Source organism: Streptomyces sp. NPDC043996 (genome assembly GCF_056435225.1).
In genome coordinates this window covers 26,555-53,275 of record NZ_JBWKEY010000014.1, presented here as the reverse complement: position 1 = coordinate 53,275, position 26,721 = coordinate 26,555, and the positions used below count along the sequence as shown (strand labels likewise).

At 69.0% G+C, this 26,721-nt stretch carries 21 protein-coding genes and 1 tRNA gene; 15 read left to right on the top strand and 7 right to left on the bottom strand.

Annotation, left to right across the window (positions count from 1 at the left end):
• Positions 1–104: 104 nt before the first annotated feature.
• Together grpE and dnaK are read right to left on the bottom strand one after the other, a co-directional pair.
• A complete protein-coding gene (gene grpE / locus AC07A4_RS31480) occupies positions 105–815 on the bottom strand; it encodes a nucleotide exchange factor GrpE (RefSeq protein WP_478605164.1) in 711 nt (236 codons plus the stop codon).
• The gene (dnaK, locus tag AC07A4_RS31475; protein ID WP_478605162.1) at positions 815–2,686 is read right to left on the bottom strand and encodes a molecular chaperone DnaK; all 1,872 of its coding nucleotides are present in this window, start codon (positions 2,684–2,686) and stop codon (positions 815–817) included. The genes grpE and dnaK overlap by 1 nt, the downstream gene beginning before the upstream one ends.
• Before the next feature lie 403 nt (positions 2,687–3,089).
• Here dnaK and AC07A4_RS31470 point away from each other — a divergent pair, with 403 nt between their 5' ends.
• The 11 genes from AC07A4_RS31470 (at position 3,090) to AC07A4_RS31420 (ending at position 18,128) form a co-directional block, all read left to right on the top strand.
• Entirely contained in the window at positions 3,090–5,357 is a 2,268-nt protein-coding gene (locus tag AC07A4_RS31470; RefSeq protein WP_478605160.1) for a (Fe-S)-binding protein, read from the top strand.
• A 154-nt stretch (positions 5,358–5,511) separates the two neighbouring features.
• A complete protein-coding gene (locus tag AC07A4_RS31465) occupies positions 5,512–6,795 on the top strand; it encodes an FG-GAP repeat domain-containing protein (protein ID WP_478605157.1) in 1,284 nt (427 codons plus the stop codon).
• Between the two features lie 223 nt (positions 6,796–7,018).
• Positions 7,019–8,446: an FG-GAP and VCBS repeat-containing protein gene (locus AC07A4_RS31460; protein WP_478605154.1), complete on the top strand. Its 1,428-nt coding sequence runs from the start codon at positions 7,019–7,021 to the stop codon at positions 8,444–8,446.
• A gap of 54 nt (positions 8,447–8,500) precedes the next feature.
• On the top strand, positions 8,501–9,940 hold the full coding sequence (locus tag AC07A4_RS31455) for an FG-GAP and VCBS repeat-containing protein (RefSeq protein WP_478605152.1): 1,440 nt from the start codon (positions 8,501–8,503) through the stop codon (positions 9,938–9,940).
• A gap of 441 nt (positions 9,941–10,381) precedes the next feature.
• Entirely contained in the window at positions 10,382–10,969 is a 588-nt protein-coding gene (locus tag AC07A4_RS31450) for a hypothetical protein (protein ID WP_478605149.1), read from the top strand.
• Positions 10,970–11,103: 134 nt separating this feature from the next.
• On the top strand, positions 11,104–12,609 hold the full coding sequence (locus AC07A4_RS31445; RefSeq protein WP_478605148.1) for a VCBS repeat-containing protein: 1,506 nt from the start codon (positions 11,104–11,106) through the stop codon (positions 12,607–12,609).
• 61 nt (positions 12,610–12,670) lie between these two features.
• Positions 12,671–14,029, top strand: a complete 1,359-nt coding sequence (locus tag AC07A4_RS31440) for an FG-GAP and VCBS repeat-containing protein (protein WP_478605145.1) — start codon at positions 12,671–12,673, stop codon at positions 14,027–14,029.
• 211 nt (positions 14,030–14,240) lie between these two features.
• Positions 14,241–15,707 (top strand): FG-GAP-like repeat-containing protein, encoded by a 1,467-nt coding sequence (locus AC07A4_RS31435; RefSeq protein ID WP_478605143.1) that lies wholly within the window; start codon positions 14,241–14,243, stop codon positions 15,705–15,707.
• A gap of 205 nt (positions 15,708–15,912) precedes the next feature.
• Positions 15,913–16,968 (top strand): Yip1 family protein, encoded by a 1,056-nt coding sequence (locus AC07A4_RS31430; RefSeq protein WP_478605140.1) that lies wholly within the window; start codon positions 15,913–15,915, stop codon positions 16,966–16,968.
• A gap of 196 nt (positions 16,969–17,164) precedes the next feature.
• On the top strand, positions 17,165–17,542 hold the full coding sequence (locus tag AC07A4_RS31425; protein ID WP_478605138.1) for a PadR family transcriptional regulator: 378 nt from the start codon (positions 17,165–17,167) through the stop codon (positions 17,540–17,542).
• Positions 17,529–18,128, top strand: a complete 600-nt coding sequence (locus AC07A4_RS31420; RefSeq protein ID WP_478605136.1) for an HAAS signaling domain-containing protein — start codon at positions 17,529–17,531, stop codon at positions 18,126–18,128. The genes AC07A4_RS31425 and AC07A4_RS31420 overlap by 14 nt, the downstream gene beginning before the upstream one ends.
• Positions 18,129–18,204: 76 nt before the next feature.
• Here the strand turns inward: AC07A4_RS31420 and AC07A4_RS31415 are convergent, their stop codons facing one another.
• Complete coding sequence (locus AC07A4_RS31415; RefSeq protein WP_030682617.1) at positions 18,205–18,702, bottom strand: phosphoribosyltransferase; 498 nt, start codon at positions 18,700–18,702, stop codon at positions 18,205–18,207.
• Between the two features lie 8 nt (positions 18,703–18,710).
• Positions 18,711–19,286, bottom strand: a complete 576-nt coding sequence (dcd, locus tag AC07A4_RS31410) for a dCTP deaminase (RefSeq protein WP_478605133.1) — start codon at positions 19,284–19,286, stop codon at positions 18,711–18,713.
• Between the two features lie 515 nt (positions 19,287–19,801).
• Between dcd and AC07A4_RS31405 the strand changes: the two genes are divergently transcribed.
• Positions 19,802–19,875: transfer RNA gene (locus tag AC07A4_RS31405), tRNA-Gly, on the top strand.
• Positions 19,876–20,698: 823 nt separating this feature from the next.
• Here AC07A4_RS31405 and AC07A4_RS31400 read toward each other — a convergent pair.
• Positions 20,699–21,487 carry a GntR family transcriptional regulator gene (locus AC07A4_RS31400; RefSeq protein ID WP_478605131.1) on the bottom strand — a complete coding sequence of 263 codons (789 nt, stop codon included), beginning with the start codon at positions 21,485–21,487 and terminating at the stop codon, positions 20,699–20,701.
• A 109-nt stretch (positions 21,488–21,596) separates the two neighbouring features.
• Between AC07A4_RS31400 and AC07A4_RS31395 the strand changes: the two genes are divergently transcribed.
• From AC07A4_RS31395 to AC07A4_RS31385, 3 genes are read left to right on the top strand one after another with little or no spacing between them, the layout of a single operon-like run.
• Positions 21,597–22,004 (top strand): NUDIX hydrolase, encoded by a 408-nt coding sequence (locus AC07A4_RS31395; protein WP_361838587.1) that lies wholly within the window; start codon positions 21,597–21,599, stop codon positions 22,002–22,004.
• 45 nt (positions 22,005–22,049) lie between these two features.
• Positions 22,050–22,499 carry an ATP-binding protein gene (locus tag AC07A4_RS31390; protein WP_478605129.1) on the top strand — a complete coding sequence of 150 codons (450 nt, stop codon included), beginning with the start codon at positions 22,050–22,052 and terminating at the stop codon, positions 22,497–22,499.
• Entirely contained in the window at positions 22,493–22,894 is a 402-nt protein-coding gene (locus tag AC07A4_RS31385; RefSeq protein WP_478605127.1) for a hypothetical protein, read from the top strand. The genes AC07A4_RS31390 and AC07A4_RS31385 overlap by 7 nt, the downstream gene beginning before the upstream one ends.
• Before the next feature lie 369 nt (positions 22,895–23,263).
• Here AC07A4_RS31385 and AC07A4_RS31380 read toward each other — a convergent pair whose 3' ends face one another.
• Positions 23,264–26,080, bottom strand: coding sequence for an nSTAND1 domain-containing NTPase (locus AC07A4_RS31380; protein ID WP_478605125.1), 2,817 nt, complete (start codon positions 26,078–26,080; stop codon positions 23,264–23,266).
• Positions 26,081–26,503: 423 nt separating this feature from the next.
• Positions 26,504–26,638, bottom strand: a complete 135-nt coding sequence (locus tag AC07A4_RS31375; protein WP_478605122.1) for a hypothetical protein — start codon at positions 26,636–26,638, stop codon at positions 26,504–26,506.
• Positions 26,639–26,721 lie beyond the last annotated feature (83 nt).

The window sequence follows — 26,721 nt, the reverse complement described above, 5'->3', positions numbered from 1 at the left end:
TCCTCGTCGTCAGGTCGACGCCGACGCCGACCCCGACGCCGACCGGGGAATCCTGGCGGATTCCACGGTCCCGGTCGAAGTCGACGCCGCCGTCCGTGTCAACGTCAGCCCTCGTCCGGGCCACCGTTCTCCTTGTCCTTGCCCTTGGCCTCGTCCGTGGCCTCCGGGGCCGTGGGCTCCTCGCCCTCGTCCCCGTCCGTCTCGGACTTCACCGTCTGCGCGCCGGGCTGCGGCTCGGCCACCGCCACGCGCGCGGGTCGGATGACGCGCTCGCCGATGCGATACCCCGGCTGGAGAATCGCGACGCACGTCGTCTCCGTGACGTCCGGTGCGTAGCTGTGCATCAGGGCCTCGTGGATCGTCGGGTCGAAGGGCTCGCCCTCCTTGCCGAACTGCTGGAGGCCCATCTTGGCGACGACGGTCTCCAGCGACTCGGCCACCGACTTGAAGCCGCCGACCAGCTCGCCGTGCTCCCGCGCGCGGCCGACGTCGTCGAGCGTCGGGAGCAGCTCGGAGAGGAGGTTCGCCGAGGCGATCTCCTTCACCGTCACCTTGTCCCGCTCCACCCGGCGGCGGTAGTTCTGGTACTCGGCCTGCAGGCGCTGGAGGTCCGCCGTGCGCTCGCTGAGCGCCTTCTGGGCCTGGTCCAGCTGGGCCGTCAGGCCCGCTTCTCGCATTGCGTCCCCGGCCGGGGCCGCCGTGCCCTCCTGAGCGGAGGACTCGGCGGCCTGCGGCGCCGCTTCGTCAGGGGTGGCGCCGGAGGGGACGTCGGGCTGCTCGGCGCCGTCGCCGAAACCCGGGGTCTCCTCCGTCATCAGACAGCGCCGCCCTTCGCGTCACCGGGCTTCTCGTCGTCGACGATCTCGGCGTCCACGACGTCGTCTTCCTTGGACATGTTCGGGGCCTCGGCGCCCGGAGCGGCACCCTCGGCACCGGCCGCGCCCTGCGCCGCCTGGGCGTCGGCGTACATGGCCTGGCCCAGCTTCTGGGAGACGGCCGCGACCTTCTCCGTGGCGGTGCGGATCTCGGCGGAGTCCTCGCCCTTGAGCTTCTCCTTCAGCTCGGCGACGGCGGTCTCGACCTCGGTCTTGACCTCGCCCGGGACCTTGTCCTCGTTGTCCTTGAGGAACTTCTCCGTCTGGTAGACGAGCTGCTCGCCCTGGTTGCGGGTCTCGGCGGCCTCGCGGCGGGCGTGGTCCTCGTCCGCGTACTTCTCGGCCTCTTCGCGCATCCGGTTGACCTCGTCCTTCGGCAGCGAGGAGCCACCGGTGACGGTCATCTTCTGCTCCTTGCCCGTGCCGAGGTCCTTCGCGGTCACGTGCATGATGCCGTTGGCGTCGATGTCGAAGGACACCTCGATCTGCGGGACGCCGCGGGGCGCCGGGGGCAGACCGGTCAGCTCGAACATGCCGAGCTTCTTGTTGTACGCCGCGATCTCGCGCTCGCCCTGGTAGACCTGGATCTGCACGGAGGGCTGGTTGTCCTCGGCGGTGGTGAAGATCTCCGAACGCTTCGTCGGGATCGTCGTGTTCCGCTCGATGAGCTTCGTCATGATGCCGCCCTTGGTCTCGATGCCAAGCGACAGCGGGGTCACGTCGAGGAGCAGGACGTCCTTGACCTCACCCTTGAGGACACCGGCCTGCAGGGCGGCGCCGATGGCGACGACCTCGTCCGGGTTCACGCCCTTGTTGGCCTCGTTGCCGCCGGTGAGCTCCTTGACGAGCTCGGCGACGGCGGGCATGCGGGTGGAGCCGCCGACGAGGACGACGTGGTCGATCTCGGACAGGGCGATGCCCGCGTCCTTGATGACGTTGTGGAACGGCGTCTTGCAGCGCTCCAGCAGGTCGGACGTGAGCTGCTGGAACTGGGCGCGGGTGAGCTTCTCGTCCAGGTGCAGCGGGCCCTCGGCGGACGCCGTGATGTACGGCAGGTTGATCGTCGTCTCGGTGGAGGACGACAGCTCGATCTTCGCCTTCTCGGCTGCCTCGCGCAGGCGCTGGAGCGCCATCTTGTCCTTGGACAGGTCCACGCCGTGGCCGTTGGCGAACTGCTTCACCAGGTAGTCGACGACGCGCTGGTCCCAGTCGTCGCCACCGAGGTGGTTGTCGCCGTTGGTGGCCTTCACCTCGACGACGCCGTCGCCGATCTCCAGGAGGGACACGTCGAAGGTGCCGCCACCGAGGTCGAAGACGAGGATCGTCTGGTCGTCCTTGTCCAGGCCGTAGGCCAGGGCGGCGGCGGTCGGCTCGTTGACGATGCGCAGGACGTTCAGGCCCGCGATCTCGCCGGCCTCCTTGGTGGCCTGGCGCTCGGAGTCGTTGAAGTACGCCGGGACGGTGATGACCGCGTCCGTGACCTTCTCGCCCAGGTACGACTCAGCGTCGCGCTTCAGCTTCTGCAGGATGAAGGCGCTGATCTGCTGGGGGTTGAAGTTCTTGTCGTCGATGTCGACCTTCCAGCCCGTGCCCATGTGGCGCTTCACGGAGCGGATGGTCCTGTCGACGTTGGTCACGGCCTGGCGCTTGGCCACCTCGCCGACCAGCACCTCGCCGTTCTTGGCGAAGGCGACGACGGACGGCGTGGTCCTGGCGCCTTCGGCGTTGGTGATGACGGTGGGCTCGCCGCCCTCCAGAACGCTGACGACGGAGTTAGTCGTGCCCAGGTCGATGCCGACCGCACGTGCCATTTCAATGCCTCCAGATACATTCTTGAGTGGAACTGGCTCAAGGATGCCTCACGGGTTCCCCCGAGTCAACAGACTTGAGCCGACTCCGCTCAACTCTTATCCCGCCCTTACGCGCAACCCGCCGGGGGCCTCGCGGCACGCCCCAGGCCCACCCCTCCCCGCTCCGGGTGCTGCCGCCCCCGTTCCCCCGCTCAAAGCCAACGGCGCTCCGCGCCTCGTCCTCAAACGCCGGACGGGCTGGAACCGGCGACATCAGGGGTCCGGCAAGGGGAGCCTGAGCGACGCAGATCACCGCCTGGCTGGCTACGCTGCCGAGGACTATGTGGGTAGCCTCAGACGGACCGCATAAGTTACCGCCTAGTAATAGCCGGATTGCCCACCCGCAGGCCTGAGGAGCCCCGAAATGCAACTCGCCGCGATCATCGTGTCGCTGGTCCTCATCGCAGTCGGCGTCGCCCTGTTCGGCCGTGCCATCCTGCAGATCTTCCGCTTCATGATGCTCGGCCAGCCGGTACCGGCCGGCGCCAGGACCAATGACCCCGTGCTGCGCACCCTCACGGTGGCCCGGGAGTTCCTCGGCCACACGCGGATGAACCGCTGGGGCGTCGTCGGCGTCGCCCACTGGTTCGTCGCGGTGGGCTTCTTCTCGCTGCTCCTGACGATCGTGAACGCCATCGGCCAGCTGTTCAAGGCCGACTGGATGCTGCCGGTCATCGGCGACTGGGCGCCGTACAACGTCTTCGTCGAGTTCCTCGGCACGATGACCGTGCTGGGCATCCTGACGCTGATCGTCGTACGGCAGCTCAGCCGTCCCGACCGGCCGGGCCGCAAGTCACGCTTCGCCGGGTCCAACACCGGTCAGGCGTACTTCGTCGAGGCCGTCATCCTGATCGTCGGCGTCTGCATCTTCACGCTGCACGCCCTGGAGGGCGCCCAGCACCACGTCGACGGCTACGAGGCCGCGTTCTTCCTCTCGTACCCGCTGGTGTCGGCGCTGCGGGACCTGGACGTCTCCACGCTCCAGAACCTCACGTACTTCTTCGCGGGGCTGAAGATCGCGACGTCGTTCATCTGGATGATCACGGTCGCCCTCAAGACCGACATGGGCGTCGCCTGGCACCGCTTCCTGGCCTTCCCGAACATCTGGTTCAAGCGGAACGCCGACGGCGGCACCGCGCTCGGCGCGCTCCTGCCCATGACCTCCGGCGGCAAGGAGATCGACTGGGAGGACCCGGACGAGGACACCGTCTTCGGCGTCAGCCAGGTCGAGCAGTTCTCCTGGAAGGGCATCCTCGACTTCTCCACCTGCACCGAGTGCGGCCGCTGCCAGTCGCAGTGCCCCGCCTGGAACACCGGCAAGCCGCTGTCCCCGAAGCTCCTGATCATGTCGCTGCGCGACCACGCGCACGCCAAGGCCCCGTACCTGCTCGCCGGTGGCGGCAAGTCCATGGAGGGCGAGGAGAAGGCGACGGAGGAGCAGCTGAAGGACGTGCCCGCCGCCGCCCTCGCGGAGGCCGAGCGCCCGCTCATCGGCACCCTGGAGGAGAACGGGGTCATCGACCCCGACGTCCTGTGGTCCTGCACCACCTGCGGCGCCTGCGTCGAGCAGTGCCCGGTCGACATCGAGCACATCGACCACATCGTCGACATGCGCCGCTACCAGGTGATGATCGAGTCCGCGTTCCCGTCCGAGGCGGGCACGATGCTCAAGAACCTGGAGAAGAAGGGCAACCCGTGGGGCCTCGCCAAGAAGCAGCGGCTCGAGTGGACCAAGGAAGTCGACTTCGAGGTCCCGGTCGTCGGCAAGGACATCGAGGACCTGACCGAGGTCGAGTACCTGTACTGGGTCGGCTGCGCCGGTGCCCTGGAGGACCGGGCCAAGAAGACCACGAAGGCCTTCGCCGAGCTGCTGCACATGGCGGGCGTCAAGTTCGCGATCATGGGCGGCGACGAGAAGTGCACCGGTGACTCCGCCCGCCGCCTCGGCAACGAGCCGCTGTTCCAGCAGCTGGGAGCCGAGAACGTCGCCTCACTGAACATGGCGTTCGGCGAGGATGACGAGGACGAGTCGACGAAGAAGCCGCAGTCCGCGAAGAAGATCGTCGCCACCTGCCCGCACTGCCTCAACACCCTCGGCAACGAGTACCCGCAGCTCGGCGGCGACTACGAGGTCATCCACCACACCCAGCTGCTCCAGCACCTCATCGACGAGGGCAAGCTGGTCCCGGTGACCCCGGTCGAGGGCCTGATCACCTACCACGACCCGTGCTACCTGGGCCGTCACAACAAGATCTACACGCCCCCGCGCGAGATCATGGACAAGGTCCCGGGCCTGCGCCAGCAGGAGATGCACCGCCACAAGGAGCGCGGCTTCTGCTGCGGCGCGGGCGGCGCGCGGATGTGGATGGAAGAGCGCATCGGCAAGCGCATCAACACCGAGCGCGTGGACGAGGCCCTCAGCCTCAACCCGGACATCGTCTCCACCGCCTGCCCGTTCTGCCTCGTCATGCTGACCGACTCGGTCAACGGCAAGAAGAACGACGGGCAGGCGAAGGAGAGCCTCCAGGTCGTCGACGTCGCCCAGTTGCTGCTCGACTCCGTGAAGACGCCGGTCGACCCGGCGGGCGAGGCCGAGCCCGCGGACGAGCCGGAGCCCGAGCCGGTGAAGTAAGCCGTACGAGACGGGTGTTTCGGGCCGGTTCCGCCAGTGGGCGGGACCGGCCCTTCGCCGTTCGTGAACCCTCGTGTAAACCTGTGGTGCTCATGACGACTGTGTCGGCTTCAGGGGTGGGTGGCTAGCGGTGGGTGGCTTGAGGAGATCCGGTGTGCGGCTGCTGGCCGCCGCCGTCGGCGGCGCCCTGGTCCTCGCGGGCTGCGGCGGCGGGGACGAGTCCCCCGCGCGCCCCAAGCCCGGCGGCCTCGCGGCCAAGAGCGCCCCGCAGCGGCCGGTCCCGCTCGGCAAGGGCAGCGAGGTGCCCGACGACTTCAACGGCGACGGCGCCCGTGACCTCGTCCTGGACGACCTGGCGCACCGGGGCCACGGCGACGACCCCGGCATCGGCGTCGTCTACGGCGGCGGGCGCGGCCTCGTGCCGGGCGCCCGGCAGCTCCTGAGCGCGCACGCCAACGGCGCCCGTACGAAGGGGGAGCTGCCCGCCGCCTTCGAGTCGGAGGCGGCCTGCGACCTCGACGGCGACGGCTTCACGGACCTGCTGGTGTCCACGGACCCGCCCTACGACGGACAGGGCCGCCCGCCGGTGCCGCTGCAACTCCTCTTCGGCTCCCCGAAGGGCCTGACCGGCAAGGCCGTCGCGCTGCGGGTGCCCGCGCGGGCGCGGCTCGGCAACGACTGGCCGGACCAGCCGGTGTGCGGCGACTTCGACGGGGACGGCGCCCTGGACCTCGCCCTGCACGCGAGCGGCGCCCATCTGACCTTCCTGCGCGGCCCCTTCACCCGCGCGGGCGCGCCCCGCGCCGCGGGCGCCCCCCTCCCCGCCCCGGGCAACGAGCTTGTCACCGGCGCCCCCGCGCGGGACGTGAACCGGGACGGCTACGACGACCTGGTGGTCCGCGAGGAGGGCGGCGCGTCCCCCGGCGGCCTGGTCCTCGGCGGCCCCGAGGGCCCCACCCGCACCGGCGCCCGCTTCCCGGTCAGCACGGGCGTGGCCTTCGGCGCGTTCGGCAGGGGCCGGGGCGTGGACGCGGCGCTGCCGGGGCCGCGCGGGATCGCCCTGCGCTACGACGTGCCGGGCACCGCCCGCGCGACGCTGGAGCCGCGCGGCGCGGCCGTGGCGGCGGGCGACGTCGACGGCGACGGCCTGAGCGACCTCGTCACCACCGGCGGCGGCCCCGGCGAGGTCCGGCTCTACCGCGGCCGCACCCCGGGCCTGCCCGCGAACCCCACGGCCACCCTGACCCCCGCCACGCAGGGCACCCCCCAGCTCCTGAAGGTCGCCGACTTCGACGGCGACCACCGAGCGGACATAGCCGTCCGCACGACAACGGGCCGGGGCACAGACCGAGTAGAGATCTACCGGGGCCTACGAAACGGCGAGTTGATCACCCGAAGGCCAACCCTGACCTTCTCCACTGCCATGTTCACGGCTTGAGCCCGTCCGGCGTTTGAGGACGAGGCGCGAAGCGCCAACGCAGTGGGGCGGGGGGACGGGGGCGGCAGCCCCCGGTTTCGGGAAGGGGCGGGCCTGGGGCGCACCGCGAGGACACACACCCCCCCCTTCACCCCCCGGCCAACCTCGCACAACCTTTCGTACACCCCAGCAGTCACACCCGCCGAACACCCCAGAACACCCACCCACCCCTCGGAGAGCCTCCGTGCGCGTAAGAACCCTGGCCCTCACGGCGACCCTGGCCGCCCTCGCCGCGACCGGCGCCATCGTCCCGCTCGCGGGCACGGCCGCCGCCGCCCCCGCCGCCCTCAAGGACGACTTCAACGGCGACGGCTACCGCGACCTGGCGATCGGCACGCCGGGGGCCAACGCCGTGACGGTCACGTTTGGTTCGGCTGCGGGCGTCGGCACGTCCCGGGCCACGACCGTCACGCAGAGCACGGCCGGGGTGCCCGGAGTCACCGAGCAGGGCGACGAGTTCGGGGAGAGCGTCACCAGCGGGGACGTGAACAGCGACGGCTACGCGGACCTGGTCATCGGCGCCCCCGGCGAGAAGACGCCGAACAAGCCCGACGGCACGGTCACGATCGTCTGGGGCGGCGAGAACGGCTTCAAGAAGGGCGGCAAGACGCTCACCGCGCCCGCCACCAGCGAGCGCCGCTTCGGCGAGGCCGCCGTCTTCGTCGACATCGACGGCGACGAGGCCGCGAACCTCGCCGTGATCAGCGGCAACCACTGGTGGTTCTACCCCGACGGCGTGCCGGAGGACGGCCGTGCGATCGGCCTGGAGACCGACTTCCTGCCCAAGGGCGTCCGCCTGGACAACATGACCGCGGGCCACTTCACGTCCCAGGGCGGGTACACGTACGTCTTCACCGGCGAGCGCGCCGACGGCGGTGCCTACACCGCGTACATGAAGGGCGGCGCGGGCGACTACGGCTACTGGTCCGGCGTCCTCGCCGAGGGCGAGGACCCGAGCGCCTCGCGCGACCCGCTCGCCGTGGGCGACGTCAACGGCGACGGCTACGACGACCTGGTCACCGGCAACCCGCGCGCGGGCAAGGGCGGCGCGGTCAGCGTCCGCTACGGCGCCGACGCCAAGCTGGGCGCGCCCGTGACGTACACCCAGGACAGCGCGGGCGTGCCCGGGAACGACGAGGACGGCGACCGGTTCGGCGCCTCGGTGGCCGCCGGCGACGTGACCGGCGACGGCCGCGCGGACGTCGCCGTCGGCGCCCCCGGCGAGACGGTCGGCGCTCCGGCCGTGCGCGGCGCGGGCAGCGTCGTCGTGCTCAAGGGCGGTGCGAGCGGACTCGGCAACGGCCGCGGCTTCCACCAGGACACGCCCAAGGTGCCGGGCGTCGGCGAGGACGGCGACGCGTTCGGCTCCAGCGTCCGCCTGAAGGACGTCACCAAGGACGGCAAGGCGGAACTGGCCATCGGCGCGGGCGGCGAGGACATCGGCGCGGGCCAGGGCGCGCGGCGGGACGCGGGCGCCGTGTGGGTCCTGCGCGGCTCGTCGGCGGGCGTCACGATTCCGCGCGTGACGTCGTTCAACGGCTCCGACTTCGGCGTACGCCTGCCCTTGGGCGCGGGCGGCCCCGGCCAGGCCTTCGGCGAAACGCTCCGCTGACCCCCACCTCACCTCCCTCACCTCCTCACCTCTCTCAGCTCAGTTGGAGACACCTTGCGCAGGAAGACTCTCTCGGCGGCGGTGCTGTGCGCCGCGACCGTGATCGGCCTCTCCGGCCTGTCCGTCACGTCCGCCGCGGCGGCCGGTTCCGCGCCCCGGCCGAAGGCCGACTTCAACGGCGACGGCTTCGCTGACCTCGCGGTCGGCGTGCCCGCCGCGACCGTCGGCGGCAAGGCCAAGGCGGGTTACGTGAACGTGGTCTGGGGCGGCAAGAACGGCCTCGGCAAGCACGGTTCGTCGACCGTCAGCCAGAACACGGCCGGGGTCCCCGGCAACTCCGAGAAGGGCGACGGCTTCGGCTACGCGGTGGCGCCCGCCGACATGAACGGCGACGGCATCACGGACATCGTCGTCGGCACCCCCGACGAGGACAACGGCACGCGGCTCAGCGCGGGTACCGTCACCGTCCTGTGGGGCTCGAAGTCCGGCATCAAGGGCGGCTTCACGGCCGTCAGCGGCACGTACTCCGACAACAACGTGGGCGCCGTCCTCACCACCGGCGACTTCGACGGCGACGGCCGCCAGGACATCGTCCTGAGCGACCACTCCGACGAAAGCACCGCGCTGATGCTGCGCCCCGGCCCGTTCAAGGCGGGTTCCCCGGCGAAGCTGTCGCACGTCGACAGCTGGCACTTCGGCGGCCCGCGCGTGGTCACCACCGGCGACTTCGACAACGACGGCCGCGACGACCTGGCGGTCGCGTACGGCGGCATGGAGATCCTGGGCACCAAGGTGCTCAGCCACTCCGCCGCCGGGTGGAAGACCCAGTGGCACACCGGCGAAGGGGCCAGCGCCCTGGCCGCTGGCGACTTCGACGGCGACGGCACGACGGACCTGGCCCTCGGCGAGGCGCGGCCCAACCCAGAGGCGGAGGAGCCGGGCGACAAGCTGTGCCAGGACTACCTGGGCGGCGCGATCGCCACGGTGTACGGCAAGAAGGACGCCACGCTCGGCGGCCCGGTCTCCTGCACCACGCAGGACTCCCCGGAGGTCGGCGGCACCGCGGAGATCGAGGACGACTTCGGCTCGCGCCTGGCCGTCGCCAACCTCGACCGGGACGGCATCGACGAGCTGATCGCGGGCGCCGGTACGGAGACGGTGGGCACCGCGAAGAAGGCGGGCAGCTACTGGTCGCTGGCCTCCACGGGCACGGGCAAGCCCTTCGCGGGCCCCTCCCTCAGCCAGAACTCGGCGGGCGTCCCCGGCACGGCCGAGGCGGGCGACCGCTTCGGCGCGGCCGTCGCCACCGGTGACTTCAACGGCGACGGCTACCCCGACACGGCGGTCGGCGCGCCCGGCGAGGACGCCTCGAAGGGCGGCGTCTGGTACGCCCGGACCCCGAAGGACGGCCCCAACCCGCCCCTGGTCTCGCTCACTCCGGGCAAGCTCGGCCTCGCGGGAGCGCAGAAGTACGGCGCGGTCCTGGGCCGGTAGGTCCCACGCTCAGACGGCCGGGGCCGCGCGTTCACCGCGCGGCCCCGGCGGCGGACGTACCGCGACCCATACATGCGAATACGTACAGGCGAATACATCCAGGCGAATACATGCGAACGCATACGCACGCATGCGCACGCATGCGAAAAGGCCGATGGCCCCTCACTTGCTCAGCGAGGGGCCATCGGCTTCGTGGAGCGCCCGGCAGGCCTTGCACCTACATTTCCCATCGGATGATGGGCGTCTTTCCTTGGACCACAGACGCGCGACTCCGGTGTTGTGCGCCGAAGTTGTGCCTTGATCATACACAGCTTCCCGGGCCGAGGTCCAACTCGGCGCCCTGAGGCGGACACCTGTGTCGGCGGCTCCGCCGCGCGGGGGAGGCGGACATCGCGCGGCAGCCCGATTCCGGGGCGCCGGTGGTCAACAACAGTGGTGTCCATGGCGATCAGCGAAGCGAATCCGGTGGACAGCTCGGCGAACGCGGTGGGCGCGGCCCACGGTGTCAGGACGACCGCGCGGCCCGTTCCTCCCTGGGCGGAGCGTGTTGCCCGGCTGCTCCCCCTCGTGGCCCTGCCCGTGTGCCTGTGGCGGCTGCCCATCGGCTTCGGCCACCAGATGGGGATGGACGTGGCGCCCGAGACCTGGCCGCGCTGGCAGATGGTGGCCTACGTCGCGTCGCTCAGCCTGCTGTCCGAGGCGTTCGCCTTGCTGTGCCGGGGTCTGGTGCGGCCGTGGGGCGAGACCGTGCCCGCCTGGGTGCCGAGGCTCGGCGGGCGGCGGATACCGCTCCTGCTGGTGATCGTGCCCGCGGCGCTGAGCGGCCTGCTGTTCACGGCGCTCCTGGTGCAGTGGGTGCTCTGCGCGTTCCGCGTCGGGGGCTTCTCGGACGTCGCGTACACGCACGCGGGCTGGCAGCTGCTCGCGTCGGTCGTCAGCGGCCTGTTCGTGCTGTGGGGTCCGATGGTCCTCGCGCTGACGTACGCGTACTGGCGGCGGCGGCGCCAACTCCCCATCACGACAAGGTAACTTCACCCCAGCCGCACACAACCCTCACACCCCGTCAGCGGTCTCTCCTAGGCCAAGGTCCAGGCCAACGCATACGCAAACATGCGGCCAATCCCTGGCAAACACCTCAACCGACCCGCAGGAGAGATCACCGCATGGCCCAGCGCAAGCGCACCGCCTCCCGCGACACCCGCTCCCACAGACCCGGCCGCCGTCTCCGCCTGGCCGCCGCCACCACGGCCGTGGCGCTCACCGGCGGGCTCCTCGTGAGCGCCGTGCCGACGGCGACGGCGGCCCCCCGCGCCGCACTCCCCGCCAGCGACGCCGACTTCGACGGCGATGGCTACGCGGACGTCGCCGCCTCCGCCCCCTTCGCCCATGTGAACGGCAAGGAGGCGGCGGGCGCCGTCGTCGTCACGTACGGGAAGGCGAGCGGCGTCGGCCGCTCCGTGAAGTACACGCAGAACAGCCCGGGCGTCCCCGGGGCCGCCGAGAAGCGGGATCTGTTCGGCAACGAGCTGGCGTACGGGGACTTCGACGACGACGGCTACGACGACCTGCTCGCGAGCGTCGCGGGCGAGGACGTCGGCCGCGACAAGGACGGCGGCAGCCTCCAGATCCTGTGGGGTTCGGCGATCGGCCTCAGGGACGGCACGACCCTGAAGGACCCGCGCCCCGCCAAGCACGACTACTTCGGCAGCATCCTCCAGGCCGGGGACTTCAACGGCGACGGCAAGGACGACATCGCCATGGGCACGGTGACGACGGCGGTCGTCGACGTCTACCGCGGCGGCTTCACGCGGAGCGGCAGGACCGGCGGGCACTACACCGTGACCCCCCGCATCCAGGGCAACGGCGAGGTCGGCGTGAAGAACCTGCACTCCGGGGACGCCAACGGCGACGGCAAGGACGACCTGATCGTCAACGGCTACGAGAGAAACCAGCGCGGCCTCAACGCCAACTGGTGGCTGCCGGGCTCCCGTTCGGGCCTGAAGGTCTCCTCCGCGCAGAAGCTGCCCGCCGGGATCATCACGGACCTGGGCGACACCGACAAGGACGGCTACGACGACGTCGTCGTCGGCACCGAGTGGGACAGCGGCATCCCGGGCGCGGCCAAGGGCGGCGCGGTGCACGTCGTGCACGGCGGGAAGCGGGGCCCGGCGCACGGCGACCGCGACAAGTTCACGCAGAACACCTCCGGCGTCCCCGGCAGCAGCGAGAAGGGCGACGCGTTCGGCAACGAGCTGGACCTCGGCGACGTCAACGGCGACGGCAACCTGGACCTGGTCGTCGGCGCCCCCGGCGAGACCGTCGACGGCGTCAAGGACGCGGGCGCGGTGACCGTCCTGTACGGCCGCGCGAACGGCTCCGGCATCAGCGGGCGCGGCGCGCGGCTCCTCACCCAGAACACGCCCGGCGTGCCGAACACCAACGAGAAGCGCGACTTCCTCGGCACGGACGTGCACGCCGACGACCTGAACGGCGACGGCCGCGCGGACGTCGTCATCGGCTCCCACGGCGAGAACGGCGGCAACGGCGCCGTCTACCCCCTGCTCTCCGGCGCCGACGGCTCCCTCAAGGGCGGCGCGGGCATCTACCCCGGCACGGCGGGCGTCCCCGGCACGGGCATACCCCGCCTCGGCGCGAACTTCGCCGACTGATACCTCTATGTCCTCATGGCCGGGCCCCGCACGGGCCCGGCCCCGACCTCAGGATCTCCCCTTGCGCCTCCGCACCACCGCCCTGCTCACCACCACCCTGACCGCCGCCGCGCTGCTCCCCGCCGCCCTGCCCGCGTCGGCCGCGACGGCCCCGGCGAAGTACGCCGATGACTTCGATGGGGACGGGTACCGGGACTACGCCGCCGACACGTGGACCCTGGGCACCAAGGGCGGCGCCGTCCGCGTCACCTTCGGCACGCCGTCCGGACCCGGCACCAGGACCCAGGTCATCACGCAGAAGAGCCAGGGCGTGCCGGGCGCGGACGAGACCGACGACATGTGGGGCGAAGGCACCAGGGTCGCGGCGGACTTCAACCGGGACGGATACGGGGACCTCGCGGTGGCCGCCGTGAACGAGAAGGTCGGCCGGAACGAGCGGCAGGGCTCGGTGACGATCCTCTGGGGCTCGAAGAAGGGCCTGTCCGGCGGTACGGCGATCCCCAACAAGGAGCCCGGTTCCTTCGGCGGCTTCGGCAGTGACCTCGCCACCGGCGACTTCAACGGCGACGGCAAGCCGGACCTCGCCGCAGTGAACAGCGGCGACACCTACCTCTACTTCGGCCCGCTCTCCCCGTCCGGGGCACGCGGCCCGGTCAAGCGCTTCGACCGGGACGGCGCCGGATTCGACGCCGCGTCGCTGATCGCGGGCAAGGTCACCAAGGACAGGGCGACCGACCTCGTCGTCATCGGCTCGGTCGTCCGGCCGGGGAAGCAGGTCGCCGACGCTTGGTTCCTCAAGGGTGGCAAGACCCTCAAGCCCGGCAGGACGCTGCGCGTCAACAAGTCCGCCACCGAAGGCGGGGACGGCGTGATCGCCGACTTCGACAGGGACGGCTACGGCGACATCGCCATCGGGAACTCCGAGGATTCGCGCCGCAAGGGCGCCGTGACCGTCTGGCGCGGCGGCCCCACCGGCCCCGGCACCTCCGTCCGCCTCACCCAGGCCAGTGCGGGAATCGCCGGGACGCCGGAGGCGGAGGACGCGTTCGGCTACTCCGTCTCGGCGGGCGACACCGACGGCGACGGCTACCAGGACCTGGCGATCGGCGCCTACGGAGAGACCATCAACGGCACGGGGTACGCGGGCGGCGTCCACGTCGTGCGCGGCGGCCGGGGCGGTCTGAAGGGCACCCGCTCGCAGTGGTTCGCCCGCAACACCCCCGGCGTTCCGGGCGAGCTCGCCATGGACGACTCCTTCGGCAGCACCGTACGCCTGCGGGACACCGACCGCGACGGCCACGCGGACCTGTACGTGGACGGCACGTCCGGCCCGGTCCGCCTGCCCGGCTCCGCCTCCGGGATCAAGAACAGCGGGGTGTCCCACGTGCCGTACGGGATCGTCGAAGGCTTCCTCCAGTAGGACTCAGCCCGTCCGGCGTTTGAGGACGAACCGCGAAGCGGCGATGGGGGGTCCAGGGGCAGAGCCCCTGGTTTCGGGAAGGGGCGGGGTGGGGGAGCTCCCGGCAGGACCCACCCCGCCCCCACCCCCACCCCCCGTCACCACAACCTTTACCCAATCCCGCATGTCCCACAGGTGAAGACCAAGCCTCACCCGAAGAGTTGGAGCACCCGTGCGCACACGCACCCTCGCCCTGGCCGCCGCCACGGCACTCGCGGCGACCGGCCTCACCCTGCCGCTCGCCATGACGGCGTCCGCCTCCACCCCGCCCACCAAGGCCGACTTCAACGGCGACGGCTACGAGGACCTCGCCGTCGGCGTCCCGTCCGCGAGCGTCGGCGGAAAGGCCAAGGCCGGGTACGTGAGCGTGGTCTGGGGCGGGCCCAAGGGGCTGCGGGCCGAGGACAACGTACGGATCAGCCAGGCCACGGCGAACGTCCTCGGCACTCCGGAGGCCGGTGACCGCTTCGGCGCCGCCGTCACCGTGGCGGACGTCAACGGCGACGGGCTCGCGGACCTCGCGGTCGGCGCCCCCGGCGAGGACTTCGACGGCAAGGCCGACGTGGGCAACGTCACCGTCGTGTACGGCGCGAAGGACGGCTTCGGCACGTCCAACAGCGCGGGCCGCGGCGCGAAGGCCAAGGACAGCTACGGCAACGCCCTGGCCGCCGCCGACTTCAACGGCGACCGGCAGGCCGACCTGGCCATCGGCGGCGCCGACAAGGTCGTCATGAACTACGACCCGCGCACCGCGACGACCGTCCCGGGCATGGGCGACCGCATGGGCGGCCGCGCCCCCGTCCTGTCCACCGGCGACTTCGACGACGACGGCCTCACCGACCTGGCCGTGGCGTACTACACCAAGCAGCAGCCGTACACCCAGTCCCACGTCATGATCTACCGCTACGACAAGCAGGAGCGCCGCCTCCTGCTCATGTGGTCCGGCAGCAACGGCGCCACCTCCGCCTTCGCCACCGGCGACTTCAACGGCGACGGCCTCGACGACCTCGCGCTCGGCAACTGCCGCGAGATCGCCGACGAGAACATCGACGACCCGTGCGGCCCCGAGGAGCTCACCAAGGGCGGCGGCGTCCACATCAAGTACGGCAACGTCAACGGCAGCCTCGGCTACCGCACCCAGACCCTCAACCAGGACACCCCGGGCGTCCCCGGCGTCGCCGAGAAGGGCGATGGCTTCGGCGAGTCCGTGACCGCCCGCGACGTCAACGGCGACGGCTACGCCGACCTGGTCATCGGCGCCCCCGGCGAGGCCATCGGGGCCAAGAAGAACGCGGGCAGCGCCACCGTCCTGTTCGGCTCCCGGAAGGGCATCCTCGACGCCGACGACGTGCTCGGCGACGGCAAGGCCAGCGGCTACGCCTTCCAGCAGGACACCAACCACTTCCCCGGCGCCGCCGAGACCGGCGACCGCTTCGGCGCGGCCCTCGCCACCGGCGACTACGACAAGGACGGCACGCCCGACCTGGCGGTCTCCGCGCCCGGCGAGAACGCGTCGTCCGGCGGCGTCTGGAACGTGCCCGGCGCCCTCCCGGCGGGCACCACCGCCCTCTCCCCCAAGTCGCTGAAGCTGCCCGCGTCTTCGAGCGCGCTGACGTACGGCGCGGTCCTCGGCCGCTAGGCCCGGCCGCCGGCGCCCGCTGCTCCCCGCCAGCGCCTTGCTGGTCCCCCGTAGCCCCGGGAACCACAGCGGGTCACTGGCGCCACGGGGGCCCTGAGGACAACCCCTCAGGGTCCCCCTAAGGGTTGTTACAGGTCAGCCGCAAACGGGCCCTCCTCCACAGGAGGGACGCGCCCTCGCCTCCGGACCAGGTACGTTCGATTCCGTGGCTGGATTCAGGATCGGACGCGGCGGCCGGGACAACCGCGCACAGCAATCGGGACGCCGACAGGGCCCCGGGCAGACCCCGGGACAGGCCCCCGGGCAGGCTCCGTACGGACAGCGGCCCCCGCACCAAGGCGGCGGCCAGGCGCCGTACGGCTACCCGCCCGCGCCCTCGGCCCCCCAGTACGGCGGCCAGCCGCCCTACGGCGGCGGCCACGGCCCGGGCCCGGGCCCCGGCCCCGGGCAGTACGGCGGCCCCCACCAGGGCGGCCCCCAAGGCCCCCACCACGGCGGTCACCAGGGCGGCCCGCAGCAGTGGCCCCAGCCGCCCGGCGGCCACGGCGAGCCCGAGTACTTCGGCGGCCAGGGCGGGCACGGGGGCCACGGTGGTCCCGCCGCCCCCGACCCGTACGCCGCCAACAACCCCGGGCACACCCAGGCCTTCTCCCTGGGCGAGGACCCGTACAACGACGGCGACACCTACCGCGCGGGCCAGGCCCCGGCGGGCCCGATCGGCCCCAAGCTGCCCTGGAAGGACCTGCTGCGCGGCATCGTGCTGCGCCCCGTGCCGACCTTCCTGCAGATGCGCGACTACGCGATGTGGGCCCCGGCCGTCATCGTCACGTTCCTCTACGGCCTGCTCGCCGTCTTCGGCTTCGACGAGGCCCGCGAGGACGTCCTCAACGCGACGCTGTCCACGGCGGTCCCGTACGTCCTGACGACCGGCGTCGCGATCTCCATCAGCGCGCTCATCCTCGGCGTCGTCACGCACAGCCTGGCCCGCCAGTTCGGCGGCGACGGCGCTTGGCAGCCCACGGTCGGCCTGTCCATGCTGGTCATGGCGATCACGGACGCGCCGCGCGTCATCGTCGCCCTGTTCCTCGGCGGCGGCAACAGCTTCGTCCAGCTGCTCGGCTGGGCCACCTGGCTCGCGGCGGGCGCGCTGCTCACGCTGATGGTGAGCAAGTCGCACGACCTGCCCTGGCCGCGGGCCCTCGGCGCCAGCGCCATCCAGCTGCTCGCGATCCTCTCGATCATCAAGCTCGGTACGTTCTGACGCGGCCGCGCACGGCACGACAGCAGGGCCCCGGCGGGACGACCGCCGGGGCCCTTGCTCTTGCCCATGCCCTTGCCCATGCCCTTGCCCATGCCCTTGCCCATGCGCGCCCCCGTCACGTACCTTGCAATGCAATGTTCCAGGCAAAGCAAGGAACTGAAGAGGAACTGAAGAGGAACGGAGGGGGGCGGAGGGAATGGCGGACCCGCTGACGAAGGCCGCGAGCCAGCTCCGCAAGGGCGTACTGGAGTACTGCGTACTGGCCCTGATGCGCGAAGGCCCGCGCTACGGCGTGGAGCTGGTCGAGGAGCTGTCGGCCGTGGCGGTGATGACGACGAGCCAGGGCACCATCTACCCGCTCCTGTCCCGGCTGCGCCGCGACCGCCTCGTAGACACCGAACTGCGCGAATCCCCCAGCGGCCCGCCCCGCCGCTACTACACGCTCACCCCCGAGGGCCACACCGCGCTCGCCGACTTCACCGCGAGCTGGCCCCTCTTCCGGGACGCGGTCGACCACTTCCTGACCGCGCCCGGCACACCGCACGACACGGAGACCCCGCATGAAAGCACCTGAGCACGCCCTCGCCCTCGCCTATCTGGCCGACGTGGAGCGGGCGAGCGCCGCCCTGGAACCGGCCCGCCGCGCGGAACTCCTCGCCGACCTGCGCGAGCACATCGAGGTCAGCCTCGCCGAGGCGGGCACGCGGGACGAGGCGACGGTCCGCGAGGTCCTGCGCCAGCTGGGCGACCCGACGGCGATAGCGGCATCGGCCCTGGCGGAGGCGCCGGCACCGGCCGCGCCCTCCTCCCCTTCCCCCGAGCCGGACCGTCTCCGCACCCGTCTCACGATCCTCGTCCTGGCGGCCTCCGGCCCGCTGATGCTCTTGGCCGGCCCGCTGGCGATGGTGCTCGCCGCCATGGCGGGCGCTTATCTCCTCGCCACCTCCACCCGGTGGACCGCACGGCAGAAGCTCACAGGCGGCGCGCTGACGCTGTCGCTCCCGGCCCTGCTCCTCCTCGGCACCGTCGCGGGCGCGGACCGCATCGGCCCGACGGAACTGCTCCTTCTCCTGCTCCTGAACGTGCTCCTGCCCGGCCTCGGCGCCCGCCTCCTGTGGCGCACCCGCCGCCACACCGTCCCCGCCCCGGCCCACGCATGACGAAGACGCGGTGGCCCCGCCCGCTCGGGCGGGGCCACCGCGCCCCGATCACTGCACCGTTCAACCCGGCCGCCCGTCAGGCGTCGAGCACCTGCCCGTGCCGCTTCACGACGGGCGGCTCGACGCTCCACGGGAAGTTGATCCACTCGTCGGTGCGCTTCCACACGTACTCGCACTTCACGAGCGAGTGGGACTTCTCATAGATGACGGCGGAGCGCACCTCGGCGACGTGGTCGAGGCAGAAGTCGTGCACGAGCTTCAGCGTCTTGCCGGTGTCGGCGACGTCGTCCGCGATGAGCACCTTCTTGTTCGAGAAGTCGATCGCATTCGGGACAGGTGCCAACATCACAGGCATTTCGAGAGTCTCACCCACGCCGGTGTAAAACTCGACGTTCACAAGGTGAATGTTCTTGCAGTCCAGCGCATATGCCAGACCTCCAGCGACGAACACCCCGCCGCGGGCGATGCTGAGGATGACGTCAGGTTCGTACCCATCGTCGGCGATGGTCTGCGCGAGCTCGCGTACCGCAGCGCCGAACTTCTCGTAGGTCAGGTTTTCGCGCACGTCGCTCATGGGGGATGTCACACCTGGGTCCGATGGAAGTTGAGGAAGGAACGGGAGGCCGTGGGACCGCGCTGTCCCTGGTAGCGCGACCCGTAGCGCTCGGACCCGTACGGGGACTCGGAGGGCGAGGTCAGCCGGAACATGCACAGCTGGCCGATCTTCATGCCCGGCCAGAGCTTGATCGGCAGCGTGGCGAGGTTCGACAGCTCCAGCGTCACGTGCCCGGAGAAACCGGGGTCGATGAACCCGGCGGTGGAGTGCGTCACGAGCCCGAGCCGCCCCAGGCTGGACTTCCCCTCGAGCCTGCTGGCGAGGTCGTCGGGCAGCGTGATGACCTCGTACGTCGAGGCGAGCACGAACTCCCCCGGGTGGAGGATGAACGGCTCGTCGCCCTCGGGCTCGACGAGCCTGGTCAGATCCGCCTGCTCGACGGACGGGTCGATGTGCGGGTACCGGTGATTCTCGAACACCCGGAAATAGCGGTCGAGGCGCACGTCGATGCTCGACGGCTGCACCATTGATTCGTCGTACGGATCGATCCGCACCCGTCCGGCGTCGATCTCGGCCCGGATGTCCTTGTCAGAGAGAAGCACGCACCGAGGATACGCAGAGCGCGCGGGAACGCCGCAATTCGCGCAATGCGACGCCCCGCGCGCCTCTGTGCTCCGCTATCGCTTCTCGAGCGCCACCGGCACCGCGTGGCGAAGCCGCGCGCACCGGGGACAACGGAGGAGGCGTCCCGGCCCGAGCCGGTCGGCCTGCTGCATCGGGAACGAAGCGGTGCTGAACACGTGCCCCTCGGCACAGCGGACGACGGTGCGCTCCATCAAATCCTTGAGTCCCTTCCCCAAAACCGTAACTGGCGGACGACGAAAGCCACATTACGGGATGAAAGGGACGCCACTCCAGGCGGCACTCCGGACCTCCGGGCACCCTCCCCGAACCCCAGGCACCTCCCCGCGAAGCCCCCCACGGTACGCCTCAACTCCCCTCGCCCGCAGTCACGTCCACCCCACACAACGCAGCCGGGCCCCGGGGCGACGATGTCCGGGGCCCGGCATGAGGTAGAGTGTGCGAGCATGAGAAACCGGTTCAACCGGTGCTCTACGCGGGTGTAGTTTAATGGTAGAACATCAGCTTCCCAAGCTGAGAGCGCGAGTTCGATTCTCGTCACCCGCTCCATATGAAACCCCCAGGTCGCGGACCCGGGGGTTCTTTGTTGCCCGCACACTCCGGGCCAGCGGGCGGGCCGCGCACCACTACCGCGCCGCAAGGGTCCGGCTAGCTCCCGGCGGGCTCCTCGTCTCTCCCGAGGCCCACCCCCGGCGGCGCAGCCCAGCCAGCGCGATGGCGATGACCGCTTGCACGAGCACCCCCTCCACACGGGCCGGTTGGCACGCACGCGGTGACTCATTCCGGATTCCGGAGGCCTGAGGGGGGAGTGCAGATGCGGCGATGAATAGAACGTTCGTCCTAGCCGGGAGGAGTAGATGGGACCAGCCGCCCCCGGGACACGGCCGGACAACTGCTGACGCCAATGACTCAACAGACCGCACGGCCGCCACGGACCGGAACGGCTTGAGCATGGGCAGACCAGGCACCAGCCGCGCCGACTCCCGACAGACCTCGACAGCCTCACCAAGGGACGAGTACGGCGCACGAACGCGGGACCAACCTCCGAACGGGCCAACGGCGACGCCCAGGCCAAGCAGCTCGGGCGCGATGGCACACGCGGCGGGCACGGCGTGAACTCCCCAGGCGTGACGCGGCCGTTCGGCAGAGACGGCGGCATCGGCAGGTTCCTGGCCGGGGACGACCGGAGGTCGATCGTCGTGGGACGTATGAGCCACCGGCGAGGGGGCACCGGATCCAAGGCCAAGCCGTAGGACAAACCCGACCCCTCGGGAACGCGACCCACCTTGGCACACACCTCGCCCACTCGTCTATACGAGTACGCCTGTCGGGATGTACGAGTCCGGAAGATGGCCTCGCGCCCCATCACCCGTCAGGTGGCGGGCAGTTGGTAGGACAGGACGTACGCGTCCGCGGCCATCACGGTGTCGCAGACCTCCACGGCTCGCCCCTCCGTGTCGTACGCGGTCCGGATCAGATGGATCACGGGCACGCCGGACGCGAGCCGCAGCGTCTTGACCTCGGTGGGCGAGGGCATGCGGGCGCGGATGTCCTCCTCGAAGTGGTCGAGGCGGTGGCCGAGTTCTTCGAGGCGGGCGTAGATGCCGCCGGGGCCGGGGTTGGGTTCGGCGATCTGCGTACCGCGGGCGATGTCGAGCGGGAGGTAGGAGGTCGCGAACTCGACGGGGCGGCCGTCGAGGAGGTAGCGGCGCCTGCGGGCGAGCACCTTGCGGGCCGAGCCGAGCCGGGTGGAGATGTCCTGCGTGGCCTTCTCCTCCTTCACCTCCAGGCTGTCCACCTGGGGGTGGCTACCGGCCGCGTCGGCCTCGACGATGAACGCGGACTTCCCCTGATCGCGGTGGCGACGGGCGAACCTGTCCGAGGCGAGACGCCGCACCGGAGGCCGCGGGCGGACGAAGACACCCTTGCCGTGCTCGGCGTGTACGAGTCCCTCCCCCTGGAGGATGGAGAAGGAGTTGCGGACCGTCATCCGGGACACCCCGTAGTGGTCGACAAGCTCAGCTTCGGAGGGCAGCTTCTCGCCCTCCCGGAACCGCCCACGGTCGATGGCCTCGCGCAGCTGATCGGCGATCTGCCGGAAGACCGCACGATCGCTCGTGGGGTCGACCTCGCCGAGCAAGCCGGTAGGGAGTGAGGTCACGTGTGTACTCCTTTAGATATCTAGACGAGTGGGCGAGTGCTGTTGCTACGGTGGAGAGCCTAGCCAGCCGAGAGGGCCGAGGAACGTGAGCACTGACCGCCCCCATTCCGTGAGCGTCGCCGGAGTCATAGTCGACGACCAGGGGCGGGCCCTGCTGATCCAGCGCCGCGACAACGGCCAGTGGGAGCCACCGGGCGGTGTCCTCGAACGTGAGGAAACCATCCCCGAGGCCCTCCAGCGCGAGGTTCTCGAAGAGACCGGCGTAAAGATCGCGCTTCCCGCGACCTTGACCGGCGTCTACAAGAACATGACGGGCCTGATCGTCTCCCTGGTCTTCCGTTGCGAGGCCGCCGACGGCACGCCCACCACCGGCGAGGAGACCCGCGCCCTGCGCTGGGCCACCCGCGAAGAGGTCACCCAACTCGCCGACGAGGCCTACGCGATCCGCGTCCTGGACGCGCTCGACGCGACGACCCCACCGGCCATCCGCGCCCACGACGGCGTGAAACTCGTCTAGCCGAACCCGCTGCACATGGCGGCCTAGCAGCACAAAGGAACTTGTATGCACGAGTATACGAGCACCGCCCGGGTCTGGGGACTCACTTGCCCAGGTCTGCCGGAAGAGGTCAGCCGAGCCCGCCGCTGGACCCGCGACATCCTGGGCTCCTCACCCCTCGCGGAGGACGCCGAACTGATCGCCAGCGAGCTGAGCGCGAACGCGATCCTGCACACGGCCAGCGGCCGGCCCACGGGCAGCTTTCACCTGGCTCTGGCGGTGTCGTCCCAGGTCATCGCCTTGTCAGTCACGGATGGCGGGGCCGCGGGCGGGACCGCACCGAAGGTCGAGCACCCCGACGAAAAGGCGGTGCACGGTAGAGGCCTGGGGATGGTCAGCGCGCTGGCCCACCGGGTGGTGGTGCTCAACAGCGACGGCGCGCACACGGTGACGGCGGAGCTGTTCACCTCACCGCGGCCGGGGCCGGGGCCGGGGCTGGGTGAGCATCCATGTTGAGCGACGACGGCCTAACCCGCGGGTTCTGGTGCGAGTGCTGGGCGGAAGACCTCGCGGGGTCGGGCCGACCGACGGTGACGACATCCTTCGGCGCGTACTCCGCGACCCAGGCAGACGGCTGGCTCCCCACAGCCCTACGAGCCATCACAGCGGAGCTGAACCCCGCAGCGCCCAAGGAGACTTGGGACTGGCTCTACGAGAGCCGCATCGACACCCGCCGTGCCCTCCTGCGCTCGGAACCCTGCACGGTGTCGGTCACCTACGCCAGCACACGCATCACGTGGACGGTGCACCCGGTGCTCTTCCTGCCACTCGCGGACGACCACGAGGCACCTGAAATCCGGCCGCACACAAACGACTTCAACCCAGACGCGAAGCCCCGCGCACCCGACTGAGTTACAACTTTCTCTACTGGTTCAAGGCGGCTCGCTCCGCTCCCCGCGCGCGGCACGGCCCCCGGCCGGGCCTGCGCTCCTGTCTCCGCCCCGCTCCAGCCCGGCCGGCGCCCGTGCCGCGCGCTAGGCGATCAGCCGCTTGGGGTTCGAGAAGGGGTACGTCGTGGCTGGGGCGGTCGGCTCCACGGCTTTAGGCAGCCACTTTGGCGCGAGCCTCGAAGATCATGGCCCCAACGTCGTGCTTTACCGGGCAGGTCAACAGACTGCCCGACGCGCCGGAAGCTTACGGGGCCATGATCACTCGCGCCAAAGCAACTCCAGCCCAAAGCCGCTCCACCGACCTGATTCTCTGTCACTCAACGTCTGGATCTAGTCTTCGCCCGAAACCACAATCTCCAATTGCCCATCGGTGTTTCGCTCTGGATTGCTACCTTCCGGCTCAATCGGACTCCGACGCCTCCTGCGACGCGCAGTCATGACTTCCACGCCAGCAGCTTTCGCCCAGCTTCTGAAGTCGCCACCGACACTGTCAGTTGTCGACTCCTCCCAGCTGGCACCGACCTTAGAGCGTATGGCCTCACCAATGTGAATATTTTCGATGCGCGGATCATTTGCAATTTTGGCGAGCGCTTCGTCCGCCCCGGGCACAGTACGCAGTCTCTGTAGGAGGAATTCTTGTGAAGGCTCCCCGCCCGAGAGGGCACCCTCAGAACATGTGAGGACACCATCATCCCCCTTCTGGATAAGCCCCAAGAACATCAGAGCTACAGCGAAACGCTTATCACCCTTACTCATATCCGCCATAGATCTCGGGTTAACGAAGAGGGACTTAAGGAGCGACAGGCAGGGGCCCGGAGTGCAATGAAGCGAAAACCCTGACCGGCTTTTATATTTATTCCCCTGATCAAGCAGGCTACCTTTACCGGGATAATCCTCTTGAGGCACACACATGTAGTTACCATCCATGAGGGAGAGCCCGGCGTATTCAAACCATAGCGAGAAAGCGCGTGCGTACACATTCCAAGTATTGGGCTGAGCCTCTACCGCAGGGAAGGCCTCCGGGAGCTCTCGGGCGTAAACGGGAATGGCGACACGGTCACCATATCGCTCCGCCAACTTTGTGAATAGAGAGTATGCGCGATGCCGGCGAAGTGCCTGACCAACTCGTCGCCTAATTTCCTGCTCTCGATCCCCGGCCGCCATCACATCGTCGAGAAGCCGCACTCGGTTAGGTTCGTAGGCAGTCAGCCCAAAGAGTCGAAGTTCGCGCGACAGGTTGTACACAATTCCAGCACTGGCATTCAGCCTAGTGCACAGGTCGGAGACACTGATATCTCCGCCCGCGTTAATAACAGCCACGAGAAGGCGAGCAACTGCACCAGGGTTCTGGCGCACCGTGTAGGAATCTTCAATCGGAACCCGTCCTGTATTCAGATAATCCCGAAAGATATCCCAATACGTGTCGAGCTTGTCTCCCACCGCGACAACTAGTCGCGAGTCGAGAAGTGACTGAACTACTGCACCATCATATTTCTCAGTTACCTCGGTAGCGGTGACTGGGGCGAAACGCGCAACATGTCGAACCGCTTCATTTTCCAGAGGTGAAAGACCTGAAAGGTCGGAGGCGAAAAGACTCTGCACATTCAAACCTTCGCTTACCAACACCTCCTGACTCTTTCCGTGCTGTTCCAACTCCTTGATCACGTGGCCTGCAAGCTTCTTAAAGAGCCACGGAAGACCCTGCGAGTACTCCCTCAGTCGTTGCCTGAGGTCCGCTGCAAGTTTGTCGCCAATCCGTTTTTCCAGCCGTCGCAACAGGGTCTCGATTTCACGGGCCCCCATGGGGCCGACATTTACACACCTACTTGATGCGCGAATTTCATCACGCAGCCGATAGGGATGAGATTCGGTCCAACCGACCAGGTCAGTTTTCCAAGCGAAGCCTACGACAATGCGGGCGGTAGTGTCGCCTACCCTAAGCGCAAGATTTCTAAATTCTCGCGTCGTTGACTCATCCTGAAAAACGTTCTCAAATTGATCGAAGAAGATTAGGATAGGGGCGTCTTTGTTCCACTTGGAGCGCTCAAAGGTTGCAATTGCACTGCCGAGGCTAGCCCAAGAGCTGTCCCCAGGAAGGTCGATCAATGTAGCGGCCGCCGCTTGCACCCCGGCTTCACGCAGCACTTCAGATACGAATCGTGGATTGGAAGCGGTTCGGCTGTCTACTACAATCGAATATCCGCCTGATGATTCAACCATTTGCTTGGTCTGCAAAGCAAGTGAGCTTTTCCCCCAGCCTGACTGTGCGTTGAGGACAATCGCACCCTTTTGCGTGTTGAGTAGGTCACCAAGCTCAGCGAGGACTTCCTTTCTTCCAACGAAGAATTTCGGCGAAGCGGGGAATTGATACTCGAAGTCTGACGAACTCCCTCGAACTGACACAATAACTGGGGGGCTAGTGTCTTCCGCTTCTTTCGGGGAAGGGGTGATCGAGGGGGCTTTGCCGGCAATCGCAACGGGCAGCCCGGCTGCATAGGAATCGGCCGACAGTTGCTCTAGTAGTGGATTCGGGATCTCATGGTTGACGTCCTTACCCCAGACGTACACTTTCTCGGAGCGGTGTGTCTGCGCGTCTAGCGACTTAATGCAAGAGAATACTCCATACTCTGAAACGAGCACGGCAGGGTCGCTGAGGAGTTGTGCATTTATTTCACCCGGGACTTCCCTAATGATCTTCCTCTCCCGAAGTAGCTCCACGATGTTCATTGTGCTGAGGTAGTGAAAATTGGAGTCATTCTCGGTTGCCTTCTTGGCCACCTCCTCCCCTTCCGCGACTAGGCGAGGAAGAACGAATAGGTACCCCTTAGTCTTGGGATCATCGTACTTGGCGAGTTGCAGCTTGCCCAGGAATGATGTGCATGCCTGAGCTTTTACGTTCGACGTGTAGGCCTTGCACTCAACGATGACCGGATCGTTCGTCAATTTGCTACGAGTGACAATGTCCAATTCAATGCCATCGGCCGTGACATTCCGCTTGGCCTGTTCTGGTTCGGCGTAACCATATTGATGCAACAGTTTTACAATGAACACCTCGAACAGGTGCCCCTTCTTGTTGCTCACGGCCGCTTGCGTTTCGCCGTCAGCCAAGACGATTACCTGATGCGTCTCTACGGTTACCCTGTCCATGTGTCCAAGTTAGGGCAGGTGTGTGCCTTGTGTGTCCGAAACGACAGGATCGGCTCCCGGAGCAGCGAGATCGTAGTCCTGGCCACGCCTCCTGGATGCTCTTGAGAGCGACGTCCCGGCCATGACCACCGACGTGGACGTGCCAGACGCGTGCCAGATCCTGCGGGGAACCACGGGGAACAACGGAGATCCACTCGATCACTTTTCGGGCGCCAACGCCCCTCCGATGCAGGTCAGCCCTGAGGAAAGCCTCAGATGCCCTTGGCTTCCCAAGCTGAGAGCGCGAGTTCGATTCTCGTCACCCGCTCCACACAAAACCCCCAGGCCGCGAGCCCGGGGGTTCTTTGCTATCTGGACCAGCGGGCGAGACGCGCACCACAAAGGCGCCCAGCGGCCACGTCGCGCCTGGCACACGAGCGCGACCTACTCCGAGGACCGGCCCGCCCGGATCATCGCGTCCTGGCGGTTGGCGCCCGAGCAGGCCGACAGGGCGTGCCCGGCACGCCGGAGGTCGTAGAGCGCGGGCCCCGACACCACTCCCAACCGAAGCAGGTCCACCGGAACGGCGCCCCCTCCTCCCTCACGCAGACCAGCCCGCCAGGCCACTTCTTCTCCTCCGCCGCACACCAGGCGAGGTGCCG